General features: G+C 58.5%; 12 protein-coding genes. 11 read left to right on the forward strand and 1 reads right to left on the reverse strand.

What is annotated here, in order from left to right:
* Positions 1 to 17 precede the first annotated feature (17 nt).
* Positions 18 to 1004 carry an MsnO8 family LLM class oxidoreductase gene (locus tag GKN89_RS02105; RefSeq protein WP_154746257.1) on the forward strand — a complete coding sequence of 329 codons (987 nt, stop codon included), beginning with the start codon at positions 18 to 20 and terminating at the stop codon, positions 1002 to 1004.
* Here the strand turns inward: GKN89_RS02105 and GKN89_RS02110 are convergent.
* Positions 1001 to 2305, reverse strand: a complete 1305-nt coding sequence (locus GKN89_RS02110) for an aminotransferase class I/II-fold pyridoxal phosphate-dependent enzyme (RefSeq protein WP_154746258.1) — start codon at positions 2303 to 2305, stop codon at positions 1001 to 1003. The genes GKN89_RS02105 and GKN89_RS02110 overlap by 4 nt on opposite strands.
* A 66-nt stretch (positions 2306 to 2371) precedes the next feature.
* Here GKN89_RS02110 and GKN89_RS02115 point away from each other — a divergent pair, with 66 nt between their 5' ends.
* The 10 genes from GKN89_RS02115 to GKN89_RS02160 all read left to right on the forward strand — a co-directional run bounded on the left by GKN89_RS02115 (position 2372) and on the right by GKN89_RS02160 (position 15760).
* Positions 2372 to 2626, forward strand: a complete 255-nt coding sequence (locus GKN89_RS02115) for a hypothetical protein (protein WP_063919530.1) — start codon at positions 2372 to 2374, stop codon at positions 2624 to 2626.
* On the forward strand, positions 2623 to 3333 hold the full coding sequence (locus GKN89_RS02120; RefSeq protein ID WP_063919531.1) for a glutamine amidotransferase: 711 nt from the start codon (positions 2623 to 2625) through the stop codon (positions 3331 to 3333). The genes GKN89_RS02115 and GKN89_RS02120 overlap by 4 nt, the downstream gene beginning before the upstream one ends.
* Before the next feature lie 3 nt (positions 3334 to 3336).
* The gene (gene pdxY / locus GKN89_RS02125; RefSeq protein WP_154746259.1) at positions 3337 to 4176 is read left to right on the forward strand and encodes a pyridoxal kinase; all 840 of its coding nucleotides are present in this window, start codon (positions 3337 to 3339) and stop codon (positions 4174 to 4176) included.
* Positions 4177 to 4625: 449 nt separating this feature from the next.
* Positions 4626 to 5150: a hypothetical protein gene (locus tag GKN89_RS02130; RefSeq protein ID WP_154746260.1), complete on the forward strand. Its 525-nt coding sequence runs from the start codon at positions 4626 to 4628 to the stop codon at positions 5148 to 5150.
* Positions 5151 to 5229: 79 nt separating this feature from the next.
* Complete coding sequence (locus GKN89_RS02135; RefSeq protein WP_063919534.1) at positions 5230 to 6837, forward strand: Hint domain-containing protein; 1608 nt, start codon at positions 5230 to 5232, stop codon at positions 6835 to 6837.
* 37 nt (positions 6838 to 6874) lie between these two features.
* Positions 6875 to 8596, forward strand: a complete 1722-nt coding sequence (locus tag GKN89_RS02140; RefSeq protein ID WP_230328911.1) for a hypothetical protein — start codon at positions 6875 to 6877, stop codon at positions 8594 to 8596.
* Entirely contained in the window at positions 8593 to 10023 is a 1431-nt protein-coding gene (locus GKN89_RS02145; RefSeq protein ID WP_154746262.1) for a hypothetical protein, read from the forward strand. Before GKN89_RS02140 ends, GKN89_RS02145 begins: the two co-directional genes overlap by 4 nt.
* 21 nt (positions 10024 to 10044) lie before the next feature.
* Entirely contained in the window at positions 10045 to 12195 is a 2151-nt protein-coding gene (locus tag GKN89_RS02150; RefSeq protein WP_154746263.1) for a hypothetical protein, read from the forward strand.
* Between the two features lie 67 nt (positions 12196 to 12262).
* Entirely contained in the window at positions 12263 to 14089 is a 1827-nt protein-coding gene (locus tag GKN89_RS02155; protein WP_154746264.1) for a hypothetical protein, read from the forward strand.
* Between the two features lie 12 nt (positions 14090 to 14101).
* Positions 14102 to 15760, forward strand: coding sequence for a hypothetical protein (locus GKN89_RS02160; protein ID WP_063919538.1), 1659 nt, complete (start codon positions 14102 to 14104; stop codon positions 15758 to 15760).
* Positions 15761 to 15765 lie beyond the last annotated feature (5 nt).

The following is a 15765-nucleotide window of genomic DNA, read 5'->3' on the forward strand; positions in this document are numbered from 1 at the left end:
AGGAAAGGAGCGGGAAAATGGCTTATGCCTTGAGCATATTGGAAAAGAGTCCGATCGCCGACGGGGAAAGCGCCGCGCAGGCGCTGGCGCGCACGCTGCATCTGGCGCAGCAGGCGGAACGCTGGGGATATCGCCGCTTCTGGCTGGCGGAGCACCACAACACGCCGCAGCTCGCCTGCCCGTCGCCGGAAGTGCTGATCGGCTACCTGCTCGGCCAGACGTCGCGCATCCGCATCGGTTCCGGCGGCGTGATGCTGCAGCACTACAGCGCTTACAAGGTGGCCGAAAATTTCAATCTGCTGGCGGCGCTGGCGCCGGGGCGCGTCGATCTCGGGGTGGGCAAAGCGCCCGGCGGGCTGCCGCTCGCCACTCAGGCGCTGCAGGCCGCCCATGACCGGCAAAACAAACCGGCCTTCCCGCAGCAGCTGTCGCAGCTGACCGCCTACCTGAACGACGACGCGGAACCGGGGCTGAGCGCCACGCCGTTGCCGCCGCATGCCGCCCAGCGCTTTCTGCTCGGCGCCAGCAAAGAGAGCGCAACGCTGGCGGCTGAAGCCGGCTGGGCTTTCGTGTTCGCCGCGCATCTAAACGGCAATCCGCAGGACATCCGCGAAGCGCTGACACATTACACCGCCCTGAGCGGCGGCCGCAAGGCGTTGCTCGCCGTGGCGGCGATCGTGGCGCACAGTGCGGAACAGGCCGCGGCGCTGGCGGCGGATATTCAACAATACCGCGTCCACGTTACCGGTGAGCAGAGCGTGACCGTCGGCAGCCTGGCGCAGGCGGAGAGTTTCGTGCAGCAGGCCGGCGCCGCCGACTACCGCATCGAGCCGCGAGAAAGCCATATCCTGCTCGGCACGGCGCAGCAGGTCCATCAGCAACTGGCCCAGCTGCAGCAGCGCTACGGCGTGGAGGAGTTCATCATCGACACGCCGATCGGCGAGCCGGCCGCTCGATTAGCCTCCCTGCAGCTGTTGGCGGAAGAGAGCCTGACGCCGGCCTAGTTGATCGCCGCCCCCGCCCGCATGGCTTCGGACAGATCCTGCGCCAGCGGCGCCAGCTGCGCCGGCGTGACATTGGCCAGACTGACGCGGAGCGCAGGATCGCTCTTCAGGCGGAAAGGTTCCCCACCCTGCACCAGCCACCCCCGCTGCGCCATCAGCTGCGCGGCGGCGGTTTCCGACCGCACCGGCAACCACAGATGCAGCCCTTCGCCCACCGCCAGCGCCGTGTGATTCAACGCGTTGAGCCGCCGGACCAGTTCATCCCGCCTGGCCTGATATGCCTGCTGCGCCCGCCGCAATTGCCCTTCCTGCAGCGCCTGTCCCCACAGTCTGGCGGCAATCTGCTGCAAGATATGGCTAACCCAGCGTTCGCTGATGTACTGATCGGCGCGCATTGCCTGCAGCAACGTCGGGTTGCCGCAGGCCAACGCCATGCGCAGATCCGGGCTGAGAAACTTGCTGAGCGACAGCACGTACAGACCGCGATCGTCGTCGAACGGCAGATGCAGCGGCTGGTGCGACAGCGGCCCCCAGAAATCGTCGACGATCGCCAAACACTGCGGGTTGTCGCTCAGAAAACGCCGCCACTGCTGGGCGCGCTGCGCCGAGAGCGAAGCGCCGGTCGGATTGTGGGCGCGCGGCGTCAGGATCACCGCGCCCGCGGTGCCGCTTTCCGGCAGCCGACAGCCCTGATCGTCCACCGCCAACGGCAGCGGCCGCAGGCGCAGGTGACGCAGCAGCGTCAATAGCGGCGGCCAGCAGGGATCTTCTACCCACACCGCCGCTCCCGGTTGGACATGACAGCGCAGCGCCTTTTCCATCGCGTCCAGCGCGCCGGAAAACACCGCCGGCTCCCCCAGCTCGACGCCCTGACGGCTCAGCCATTCGCGCCCCAGACCGGTCAATACCGGCAGATCACCGCTGATGTCATAGCCGTTTTGCTGCGGGAACACCTCCGCCGCGCCCAGCGCCAGCGCCGGCAACAGCGCGGCGTCCAGGTTGCCGCTGGCCAGATCGCACATGCCCGCCGGCACCTGACGTGGCGTATAGGCCGAACTCACCGCCGCCAGCGGCGGCTCCAGCACCAGCGTCCCCGCCCGGCCGCGCGTCGCCACCAGACCGGCGTCGCGCAATCTGGCGTAGGCGCTGGCGACGGTATTCGGATTGACCTCCAGCTCCGCCGCCAGCTGGCGAACCGGCGGCAACAGCTCGCCCGGCCGCAAGACGCCGTCTTTGATGCGTGCGGCGATCTGCTCGGCAATCTGGACAGCGCCGCCGCCTTTTGCATACAATGAAGTCATACATAAATCCTTTTGTACTAGCTCAAACAAGATTAGCAGCTTCTGCGGACAAAAGTAAGGGGTTCCATGGATAAACATTACGTGCTCGACATTCAGTATGCAGGAAAAGCCTTCGCCCGCCTGCAGATGTTCACCCCCTGGGCAGCCGATCAGCTGGAGCAGGCCTGCGCGCTGTTCCCGGCCGCGCAGGGTTATCAGGTGCGGCTCAGCCAGGTCAGCGAGCGCCGCATCGTCTACCAGAGCGGCGCGCAGGGCATCACTGTGCTGGGCGAGTCGCTGGCGCTGACCCCGTTCACTCAGGCTAGCGAGGTTAAACAATGAAAAAAGCCGTTGCCATTCGGCACGTCAATTTTGAAAACCTGGGCATCCTCGGCTCTCTGCTGTCGCTGCGCGGCTATCAGATCGACTATTACGATGCCGGCCGCGATGATATTCGTGCTATCAATAATGAAGAAACCGATCTGTTGGTGGTGCTGGGCGGGCCGATCAGCGCCGCCCAGCACTTTTCCGGCGCCCTGCGCTATGACTTTCTCGATCATGAGTTAACGCTGGTCAAACAGCGTCTGGCGCAGCGGCGACCGACCCTCGGAGTGTGTCTCGGCGCGCAGGTGATCGCCCAGGCGCTGGGCGCTGAGGTGATCTCGCTCGGCGTAAAAGAGATCGGCTTCGCCCCGCTGACCGCGGCGACGGAGGATTCGGTACTGGCGCCGCTGGCCGATACGCCGGTGCTGCACTGGCACGGCGATATGTTCATGATCCCGGACGGCGCCCGCTGCCTGGCTGGCACGGCGCTTTGCCCGCATCAGGCCTTCGACTATCAGGGCTTCGCGCTCGGTCTGCAGTTTCACCTGGAAGCCGATCATCGCGATCTCGAACGCTGGCTGATTGGCCATGCCTGCGAACTGGAACTGGCCGGCATCGCGCCCCAGAGCCTGCGTGAACAGGCGGCGCGCCACGGCGCACAGCTGGAACAGCGCGCACGGCAGGTGTTCGCACGCTGGCTGGATAATAACGAACTCAGGATGTAACCCATGCAACAGATTTCACCCTTGCGGTCACCGTCCATCGACGCGATCAGCATACAATCTCAGGTGGTTTACGGCAGCGTCGGCAACGGTATCGCCTACCGCGCTCTGCTGAAAAAGGGGCTGGAGGCGCTGCAGGTGCCCAGCGTATTGTTCGGCTGCCCGCCCTATTACGGCAAACCGCACGGCGGCGTCATCTCCGGCGAATGGTTTGGCGGCTTCCTCGAAGATCTGATTGCCCGCGGCGTGATGCAGCGCTGCCGGGCGGTGATCGTCGGCTACCTGGGCGACGTTATGCAGTGCCATATTCTGGCCAACTGGCTGCAGCGGGTGCGCGCCCTCAATCCGCAGATAAAAATCTATATCGATCCGGTGATGGGCGACTACGGTGAAGGGGTCTACGTGGATGAACGCATCGTCAACAGCTATCGCTCGCCGTTTCTGCGGCTGGCCGACGGCCTGACGCCGAACGGTTTCGAACTGGAGCAACTGTGCGGCCGGCGACTGAACAGCCGGGAGCAGACGCAACACGCCGCGCAGGCATTGTTGAACGACACCACCGAATGGGTGCTGGTCACCAGCGCACCGGGCGTAGCGCAGCACGAAGACGAAGTGGGATTGATGCTGGTCACCCGGAATGAAACGCAGTGCTTTACCCATCCGAAGGTCAAATCGGCGGTCAAAGGCACTGGCGATCTGTTTACCGCGTTGCTGGTCAGCCATCTGCTGCACGGCGCCGAACTCGGCGCGGCAGTGGTCGCCGCCGCCGGCGAAGTGTGCGACGTGCTGGCCGAAGCGGCGCAGTTCGGTTGGGAAGAGATCGGCAGCCTGCGGGCGTTAACCTAGCGCGTGAACAGGGGCAGCCTGCTGCCCCGCCTCTCCCGTCTTGACTTTTCACCATGACGATAATTCCGCTGCGCACTTTATTTATTGCCCGTCAATGATGCGCACAGTAATGATAAATTAGTGCACTATATATAAAAGATTAAACAGCTAATGATTAGAATAATTAAAATCCATAACCACACTCAACGTATTGATTTGTTGAAATTAAAAAAACAGAAAATAAAATCGCGAAAAACATTCTGTTTTTTTGATTTTTTAAACTATTCACCCCTTTTTTACAACGCCGTGATTTTATTGATTATCTGTCACATAAAAATAAATACTTAATTTATTTTTATGTATGTGTTGATTTTTCAAGCGCCATTGCTATTGTTGAATGTGAGTAAAACGCGGCGACAAAGCGATTCACTACCTCCTTTTTATACCATCCAGCGTATAAGGATCTGACTATGGCTATTAAAAAATACGTCATTCTTGATAGCGCGCCAAAATCTGTCGGCAATTCCGATTTTATTTTATTAGGCCTAAAGAATGAAGGTTTTGCCAGAGGATGCCCGATGTTATTTGGCGGTACTGCCGATGCTAAAGACGGCCCGGTCGATGGAAAAAACTTTGCGTTAAATGTAATAAAAAGAGAAACCTGGGAAGAAACCAATCAGAATATCGGCGTGGAACAGGTGGTAAGATATCAGGTTTACCCCAATGACATCAGCGTTTATACCAGTAAAGACTTCACCTTTACCGGGAAAGTAGCCATTGGCGGTGAGTTCGCCTGGATTAGAAAAGTCAGCAAAGGTAAAATCAAAGCTTATTTTAAAAACAAACCCACTGCCACCAAAGACATGTTCGCCCAGGAACTTTACGCAATGACGTTGGATGTCGATATTGAACCCACCGATGCGGAATTCGAACAGTATTTATCTTCAGATTGCCTAAGCGCTATTTACGCTTACTGCAAAGAAACCTGCAAATAATCCCTAATGAAAGCGATGCGCACGCCATAAAAGTGGCGTGCCCCCCTGGCAACGCCATTAATTTATTGGTGCCGACATTATGCTCACAAAAGATTATACGTCAGATGAGAAACGCATCGTAAAAAACGTTATCGACCGGTATGAAAACAGCGGCGTATTTCTGATTGAGCCTGGTGATCCGACTCTCGTTCAATTTTATGATATCCAACTCAAGCTGGCCGGCGTTACCCCAGCGGCGGCGCCGCAGTTCACCCGCCTCTGGCAGCAAACAAAAAGCGCCAGGCAGGTGTCCGGCCGGCTGGGCGAGGCCGACAGCAACGGCGTCCAACCGGTCTACAGCATTGTCAGGCTGGACTCCACTGACGGCAGGCATTACCAAACCGACGCCATCGGTTCTCTGCCGGTCAAGGCGACCAATGTCACCCAGACGCTTGGCCTGTTTAACGGCAGCGCCGATAACGTCGGCAATGTGTCCTATAAAAGCGACTATGTTTACACGTCAGACTGCACCATCGGCGCCAGCGGCGATTACCCACAGAGCCAAACCAGCGGCGATTTTCCGGTCACGGTAATCTACACCTTTGCGCAAACGGTCGGTCAGCAAACCGTTTACGGCGCTGAAATCGTCACGACGCAAAGCTATCCCAAAGAAATACGCAATGACTCCCCCAGAAATCTGTATAACCAGCAGATGATAAAGATCTGCCTGACCCGCGACGACGGCGATTGCGATTATCGCACCAGCTACGATCAGGACGGCACGGTTAAAGTGCCCATCAAGGGCAACATCACTTATTTTGGCAAGATAGACCTCAATAACGGCCAGGCGGTCAATGCCACCAACACCATATATCTGATTCGCACCCGCGCCGGCGGCGATCCCATTACCCCACTCGGCGGTTATAATATCTTCAACTCACCGGCGACCAGAATCAATGGCGATAACATCTCCTGGGATCTCAATTGGCTAAAATTCAATCGCGTAGATTTTGAATCCGGCGAACAGGTTTATTATGTTTTTAAAATCACGCTCAATGTGGAAGGCCGCAGCATCGCCGCATTTATTACCAATGCGCCCAAGGATATCGATCCCGATCGCCGCATGCTCAACACGGTGCAAATCAAGCCGATGCAGATTATTTACGGCTGCCTGGCGGCAGACACATTAATTACTCTGCAGGACGGCACAGAAAAAACCATCGATGCCATCGAACCCAACGACTTTGTGCTATGTGGCAACCATCACCCGAGAAGGGTTGAAAATATCACCACCGGGCAAGAGCAGAATTATATCGAGATAACGGCGCAGGGCGACGACGGACAACTATTTGGCATCACGGCCAGTATGGGGCACCCTTTCGTCACGGCAAACGGCATACTGACAGCCCGTGAATTAACGACGGGCATGCGCCTGAAAACATTACACGGGGAGTGTGAAATCACCGCCGTTTTAAATAAATCCGGTGAACTGCAGGTTTATAACCTGCAATTGAGCGCCGACCTGCCCTTGCAAAAAATACAGTGCAGCGTCAATACCTTTTACGCTAACGGCGTGCTGGTCGGCGACGCACTGGTGCAGCATCTTTATGAGGATGAATATCATCAACGCCCTCAGAATATCCTGCAGGCGCTGCCGGCCGAATGGCATACGGATTTCCACAATATGAACAGCAGAACGGGAAAATAAAATTATGTATGAGGGCCGTCCTGACTTTCAACACATTATGATTTTTGATAATCACCGCTTCGTCGCCGCCTATTTGCAAGACGACGCATATTATTTATACCCGGATGCGCTCAGCATTTTGGCCGCCGATCCCTTGGCCTTTTCGTTGGATATCGTCCGCAGCTACAGCACCGAAAGCCTGTATGGCTGGCTGAATTTCACCACGCAGCTGCAGTTCGCCGGCGAACAGAGCCTGAACGCCTTCAAACAGCAGTACCCGGATTGTGCGGTGAAAGCCCTGCCCGTTTTGCCAGGCAGCCTGGGGTTTGACGTGCCTATCGATTATCACAGCGACCTGTACGGGCAGCATTACGACGCCACCTGGTATACGGCGCAGGATATTCAATTTATCATTTTACTCAATGCGCAGAGCACGCAGCTGATCGAACGTACCCTGCTCGACGACACGCTGGGCTTCAACGCGCGCATGGATGGCTTCGTCGAAGGCGTATCACCGCGCCTGGTCTATATGGCGGAGTGCGATGCGCGCGCCCTTATCCTGGCGCTGGCGGCCGGAGTGGACGGCGCACACCCGACGGATGACGGCGGGATCGCGTTTCCCTACGACGGGTTGACGATTTACCTGAGCCGCAATCTCTCCCGCCTGCCGCTGGAAATCAGTCCGCCGCTGCCGGTGAACGATCCCGCCAGCGATCTGCTGTTCAGCCAGACATTGCTCGACCGGCTATACAATCTGTACGGTGCGCCTTATGCCGGCCCTGCCGCCAGTAACGTCGCGCAAATCCGTCTGACACCGCCACCGAGCAGCGGGCGGACTCGTGTTGACCTGGCCGCGATCGCGCTGGCCCAGCGGCCGCTTTGTTTTATTTTGGATCCGTTCGCCGCCGCGCAGCAGATCGCCAAAGTGTCGCCCGACACCATCATCCATCGCACCACCACTCCGCCGCTGCCGTCGGGAGAGCGAGCGATCAACGTCTTTTACGCTTATCCGTTGGGCTTGCAGGCCGGTGTCTCGATCGATATACAGCTGACCGTGCCGCCCGGCAATCTCTATCCCATCGAGCAAACGCAAACCCAGGCGCTGCAGCCCGACCGCTCCTGGCTCACGTTCAAGTTCCGCAACAGCGCGCTAAACGCGCAGCCCTTTTTTTACCAGCTGCGCGTGAACTATCCGCATGACGGCGTCTATCGCACGCTGCCGGGCGATCGACAGCCAAGCGAAGAAGACCAACTGCTGTTGGACTATACCGCCTTACCCTGCCGATTCCTGACGCTCAATATCGACCCGGGGTTCGCGCAGCAAAGCCGGCTTGGCGGCATTTACCACTCCGCCGACTGGCGTCAGACGCTGGCGTTAACCGCCTCGGCGCCCTATTTCAGCGCGCCAGTCCTGGATGAAAATACCTTTGCCGAGGTGACGGCCTATTCGCTGTCAGGTACCGGTGCCGTCTCTCTGCCTGCGCCGATCGCGCAAAGCGCCACCATCGGCGCCTACAGCTTCCCACAGTTTGGCGCGCAGCAGGCGACGATCACCGTTCAGCTGCCGCCGCAGTCGCTGAGCGCCACGCTGACCTTCCAGCCGCAGGATAGCGAGCGCACCAGCGATCGCACTTTCACGCATTCGCAGCCGAGCTTCGTCTACAAATGGAACGTCACCTCCATTTACGCCGCCGGCTTTCGTTATAAACCCCCCGCAGGCTCCTGGTCGCCCTATGTGACCGGCAACCAAACGATCGATATCAAGGGTGATACACCATGACCGACGAATTGGATCCACAACGTACGTTGCAAAACTTCTTTCTTCTTGACCGCGCGCTGGCGTTTCACGATCAAACGCGCCCCAGCGGCTGTTACACCTACGGCAGCTATACGCCGCAGGTGGTGCAGGAGACGCCGGCCGGCAAGATCAGCTCGTTGCATCTGCTGACCAGCCCCGGCGGCGGCCTGGCGACCTTCATTGCACCGAAGCTGCCGGTCGACAGGGCGACGATCGAGGACTATATCCGCCGCCATTTCGTCCCAGCGCCGCAAACCATCACCCTGGAGCAGGAAGAGATCCAGCAATCGCTGTGGCTGCACTTCGCACAGCGGCCTGCCGCCGCCGCTTACAGCGTCGAATTCGAGCAGTCCAAAATGGCGCTGACCCATGAAGAGGCAGCCCGGTTGGCCAGCGCCATCCAGGGCACCCAAGATCAGGTCTATTTTCTCACCCGCAGCCGCTTCAGCGTCGGCAGCCGCGTCAGCGCCAGTTTGCAGGCCGATTGGGTGGCGTTTGTCACCCTGGCCTTCAACGAGCAGGCGCGCCAACCTGAAGCGATCGCCAAACTGCTGAACCAGCAGATCGACGCCGGCGTCGTCATTCTGCAAGCGGAGTACGACAACGCCCCTTCGCTGCAGACGCAAGAACGCGTTCGCCAGGCGCTGGTGAATACCGCCTCGCTGCTGATCGCCAACACGCTGCGCAATATCTCCTCGCCGGAGCAGATCCCCAACAAACTGAATTACCAAATCGAATACGACGACACCGTGCCACAGCGCTACCTGTTGGAACAGCAACGAGACATCGCCGGGCTGCTGAGCCAACTGCCGGTCGACGGCATCATCTCCTTTACCGCCACGCCCCTGCCTGAGCCCAGCAGACCGGACAAGCCCATCGAGCCTCAACGCTGCACCGTCAGCCTGGGGTTTGAGCCGAAAGGCTTCAATATCATGGCGATCGAGCTGCGCTGGGCGGACCAGCTGACCCCGATGGCGTGGCCCAATTTTCCGCCGGTGACGCTGGAAACCACAACGGCGGCGAGCGACATCGCGCTCAAGGTGACATTCGCCGATTACACCAGTTTCGAGAGCCGGCTGGCGTGGCAGGACGCCATCGCGCTGACGCCGCAAGATTTGGGTTTCTACAGCCTGCTGTTCGACGCCGAGCATCTCAGAACCGAATTCAAGACGATCTCCGGCAGCGCCAGCTATATCCCGGCGGGCCAGGGCAAAAAACAGAATTTCACCTTCGCCTTTTCCGCCACGCAATGGCAAGCCAACTGGTGGATCAACGCCCACGCCGCCGGCCTCAACGGCCGGGTGGACTATCGCTGGCAAGGGAAAACGGCGGCGCTATTCCCCAAAAACTACGACTCCGGCCCGCTACAGGCCACCACCGGCCCGATCAAACTGCAATACACCAAGTGATACCAACAAGAGGACCGCCCTATGTTAACCACCGCTTTGCAGCAATCGATAAAGATCGACGTCACCGAATATTTGGGCGTCAAGGAATACGCATACACCTGCTACGGCGACAGCGAGAGCAAGGATATCTTCTACGTGGTGCCGGAGATCCCGGTGTTTGCCAAACGGGACGCCGACACCCCCAGCTTCATGTTCTACAAATACCGCAGTGAAGATACGCAAGGCGGTTACGCGCAATTCACCGTGCAGCTGCCGGAGCCGAATGCGGAAATGAAAGACCGCATCCGCCTGCAGCTGTATGACGGCCTCGGCAAGCAAAACGGGCCGTTGGATAAAAAATCCCAGCTGATTGTCGCCTACATCAAGGCGAAACAGGCCTATGAAGCCGACCCGGAAAACAACGCCAAGAAGACCGCGATGGACCAGGCGCAGAAGAATACCGGGTTGAGCGACGAACAGCTCAACCGGTTTGTCGCGCTCTACGACAGCAGCAAAGGCGACGATCAGTTCCTCAGAGAGCTGATGCCGGCGGACGCCGCGAAAATCGAACTGATGCAACCGCGCTACACCTCGGCGCAGGCCATGCTGATCCTCGACGGCAACGATAAATTCTATCGCCAGATCCCAACGCCGCTGTCCCCCTCCGGCCTCGGCGACAACAATACCGTGTTCAGCCTGTCGCTGACCGGGGAAGGCGCCACGCTGTTTGAGCAGGTGCTGAAAGGCACCGATAAAAACTCCAGCGTCGGCGTGCGCTTCGACCTCTCACTGGATGCCTCCATGTCGGCAGCCAAGGTGATCGTCACCTACAACAGCGAGCAGGCCAAGTCCGTAGCGCAAACCATCAACCGTCACACCTGGTCAGCCGACGAGAAAAAAATCGAGCAGGAGTTTTACTCCAAAGAGGCGATCAAGGTAGACGTGCAGATCGGGCTGACGGCGGCGGAGATGGGCATGGAACCCGCCGCCTATGATAAATGGAAGGAGAGTCTGCGGAACTGGGGGCAACAGCAGGTCGAACAGATCCTGAGCAGCCAAACCGGCATCGACATGAGTCTCAATTTGCTGAACGACGCCGACGGTTTCGACAAATTCGAGTCCAAAATCTCGCAAACGCAGAGCTTCACCCGCGAGTATGAAGAGAACGCCGTGGTGTCCTCCACCATTTACCCGCAAACGCAGCTGCCGTCGATACGCTCAATCGTCGGCGAAGCCGATTTGGATCAGTACTTCAAAGAGTACGACCTCCACGACCCGTTCTATCAGTACATTCAACCGGAATTCTTCGTCACCGAAGACCTGGCGAAGTATGACATCGCCAATATCGTGGTCACCGCGATATACGATAACGATCTCAAGAGCACGCTGACCTTTACCCCGACAGATTCGGGGCCGAAAAAAACCGACAAGTGGTTTATCAAACCCGAGCTCGGCCGCGCCTACCATTACCATTACACCGTCAACTTCACCGGCATGCAGGCCAGGCCTTACCAGTCTGGCGAGATCCAGGTCAAAGACGACCTGGTGGTCACCATCAACGCGGCGCAAAGCGGCATCGTTTATGCCGATATCTCCACCCTGCTCGATCCGCTGGGCTGGGCGGTCTTCAGCCAGGTGGTCATCAAAACCCAATATGAAGACAAAGAGCACAGTGTGCCGCTCAAGCAATACACCCAGGTGGTCAGCGACAAAAACCCACCGGTGCCGTTTATTTATCCGATCGGCACCAACGTGGACAAGCCGCTCTATTACTCAGCCGACTACTATGCGCTGGACGGCGACAGCCTGACCTATCTGCCGCCGGGGGTGGAAACCAACCCGCAGCTGCCCGGCTATGGCGAAACGCGCGCCAATCAGATCCTGATCGCCAACGCCCTGCCGAAACAGCAGAAATACACCATCATCTTCAAACCGTCGCAAAAAGACGTCTCGCTGATCACCTTCGAGATGACGGTGAACTACCCGAAATGGGACTTCTCGCAAACGCTGCCTATTGCGTTAACCGAGTTCGATACCAAGTCGCTCACCCAATACCTGACATTCAACATGATGCAGCAAGGCAACGAGGTGGAGATCAGCTACACCGCCACGGTCTATTACGGTGATAACCAGGAGAAAACCGTCGGCAAACCGGTCACCGGTGCCAGCACCATCGTGGTCGTGACCTTCTGACGGCCGATTCCGCCGGGGCAAGCCCGCCTTGCTCCGGCCCCCTCTCCGATGACGTGGGATTGCCGCCATGAACGATCAGGTAATCATGCAGGACATCTGTTTTATTCGGGCGGATCCGGATAGACCCGTCTATTACTACTGCGCCGCCGCGCCGAGCGTGCAGGTCGCCGAGGGCGATCGGCCCGACGTTCAACTGCAAATTTTCAGAAACCTCAACCAACCGGACGATCTCTACTACGCCACGTTGTCGCTGCAGACTCAGCTGGCCAGTACGCCCGCGGCGGCGCAGCGCGCCGCCAACGCCAGCCCGGACATCCCGCGCGATGCGATCTTATTGCCGCTGCAGGCGATCGCCTGCAGCGCGACGCTGAATATTCCCGGTCTGATCCCCGGGCAGACCAACAAAACCTCGCTGAGCGACCAGCAATACTGTTATCTGTCCGCCAAATTGAACGACGACGATGACATCCTGCTGCTGGCAAGCCTGATGCGCACGCCGGCCTCGACGCCGATCGCCGTCAGTTACAAAATCGACTATCTGCAGCAGCTGCCGCCGGCCACCTTCGAACTGGAAGCCAACTGGGACCAGGTGTATCGATATCTGCAGCGCGCTATCGGCTTTAACCTGCTGATTTTTTCCGTCGGCATCGAGCAGACCTCGGCCCAGTTGATCAGCGAAAAAATCGTCACCGTCAAGGTCAAGGATACCGATCCCGACGGCCATCTGGCGCAGGCCGCCGCCGAGCTGACGCAAATCCTCACCAGCCAGTTCTTCACGCCGGTTATCGCCAACGAACCGCAGCAGACCAGCCCCAAAGCCGGTTTCTATCTGCAACAAGTCTCGATTGAGAACATCGACCAGCGCCGCCTCAGCGGCAAGATCAGCGAAACCACCGTCGTGCAGCGCTCGCTCTATCCGCAGGCCCTGTTCGCCCAGCTGGTCGCTGGCACGGACTATCAGGCCGACAGCGCGATCGTCAAACGCGACCTGCAGGATGACTTTTTCGCCTACCGCGAGGTGCAAGTCAGCCTGCTGTCGGAGACGCTGGATGCCAATATCCTGCTGGTGACGGCACGGTTGCGCTATGGCTTAAACAGCCGCCAGCTGAAATTTACCCGCGACGACCTCGGCCCCAAACGCTTTAAGGAGCCCAGTCTGATCGACCCGAAAACGGGAAAAATGCTGTGGCCGGTCGAGTATGACTTCACCGTGTATTTCAACCAGTCGATAGGCGGCGTGACTTCGGTCAGCTCCGGCAGCCTGCAGACGGAGATGAGCGAGGTCTTTCTCGACATCGAGTCGCTCTATGGCCGTTATGATTTCGCGATCGAAGCGGCGCAGCAGTTCGACTGGCAGCGCTATCAATCCGTGCTGGTCACGCTGCGCTACCGCCACCGGCAACAGCCGAACAGCAGCGTGTCGCGCAGCTTCCAGCTTGACCCTGCCACCCCGCGGGCCCACTACCCGGTCATGCTGCCGGAGCCCGGCGAGTATCAGTTCGAGGTGAACAAAGCCTACAGCGCCGCCGTCAACTCGCCACATCTCTCCGCCGATCTGCAAGAGCCGACCGGCCAGGACGTGTACCTGTTCTCCACCCTCTATCACCAGCGCGAGCTGACGCTGTCGGCCGACATGGACTGGCGCCAGGTGGAAATGGTCATCGTGTCCGCCAGCTACGCCTGCACGCCGACGGAGACCTTACAGCAGGTGTTTCAATTTACCGAATCCGACGCCGCCCCCCAACGTTTCAGCGCCGATCAGCTCGATCCGGCGCAGCTGACCGTCGATCTGGATATCTGGTTTACCTATCAGCCGGGCGCGGGCGGCGATCGGCCCGAAAACGTGCAGTGTTCGACCGACGCCAACGCGATTGACCTCGCCAACCTCAGTTAATAAGGAAACGCCATGTTATTACTCAGAGCCAAAACCGCCACCATCAACAACATCACCTTCTTCGCCGACGATTCAGACGAAAACCAGTTCTGGTATCTGCCCGGGGACATTCATATCGCGCAGAAGTCGGGCGAACCGGTATTCTCGCTGATCAAATACACCGGCGACGCCAGCGACCCGCAAGGGGGGTACATCAACTTCGAGGTCAATACGGCGATCGACGAAGCGGTGCTCAACAGCGCCTTCAACGACTACCTGCGTAAACTGAAAGTTGATCCCAAAAACGCCCGCAAGGCCCAGGTGCCGTACGATAAAGGCACGGTGAACTTCTTCGTGCTCGACGCGGGCGCCACCAACGGCGAGCTGATCAGCGCCCCTTGCCCAAGCCTGTTCGGTAACAACAGCGCCATCTTCAGCGCCAAACTGACGCCGTCTCAGGCGGTGATCCTCGAGGCCGCATTTACCCAGGCCAAGGCGCCGGCCGCCGTCGCCTATAACCTCAGTTTCACCGGCATCACGCCGGCGCTGAAGGTCGAGGTCACCGCACAGTTCGAAAGCATCTACAAAGAGTTCGATCTGAAATTCGGCGCCAACATCCCCATCCCGGTGGAGACGCCCGCCAGTTTCTGGCTGGGCTTCGACAGCGTCATTAAAAAACTGCAGCAGGATCAGAAACTGGTGATCAAGGTCACCGAAAGCATGCCGGGCGACGAAGAGGCCAAAGAAAAAGAGTGGGCGCTGCAGTTCGTCAAGGAGGAGATCCTGAAAAGCTTCTTCAGCGCCACGCTCAAACCGAACGATGACAGCAACCCGCAGGCGAAATCCGCCAGTGACGCCATCCTGGACTCGCTGATCGCCAGCGACAAGAAAGAAGGCGAAGAAGCCGGCAAAGGCGGCCTGTTCCCCAGCGCTTCGCTGGAGATCAAGCTGGTGCGCATCGAAGAAACCAAGAGCCTGAACTTCAACTACACCTCGTCGAAAGCGCTTAGCCAGTCTGCGGTGCCGCAAAACTTTATCGGCAGCGATATCCTGCATGCCCAGAAGACCGCGCCTTACTTCATTCAGGTCAATGTCAACGATCCGTTCTTCCAACAGCTCGACCTGAGCGTATTGGGGCCGGACAGCTTCGAAGAGTACGGCATCAAGGCGGCCACGTTCAGCATCCGTTACAACGGCCAGGTTTACACCGGCGCGCCGTTCACCAACGATGACGGCTCCTGGACCAAGCGCATCGCCCGCAGCAGCGACAAGAACGAGCTGTTCCAAATCACCAGCGAATTCGCCTTCAAGTCCGCCGCCGCCTCCGGCTGGGAAGGCAGCAGCAGCTACCAGCCGCAATCCAGATCGGCCTCGACCCTGCTGAATATGGATCCCGGCTCTGTACTGACGTTCAACGAAATCAGCATTTTCCTCGATCGCACGTTCTCGTGGGACAACTGTAATCAGGTGCTGGTAGAGCTGAGTTATCAGGATGACAAAGGCAGCCGCAAGAGCAAGAAATACCCGTTCACCTACGATAAGCACGATAGCCAAACCTTCAAGTACCGTTGCCTGACGGAGAAACCCTGGACGATCGCTTACAAGCTCATTTACTTCCTGGTCGGGGGCGAAACCGTCGAACGCGAAGGCAGCGAGAACCCGCCGGCCATCGTCATCTCCAATCTGGTTTAGGTGAA

It is taken from the genome of Serratia sp. YC16 (assembly GCF_009707615.1).
Lineage (GTDB): Bacteria > Pseudomonadota > Gammaproteobacteria > Enterobacterales > Enterobacteriaceae > Serratia > Serratia surfactantfaciens.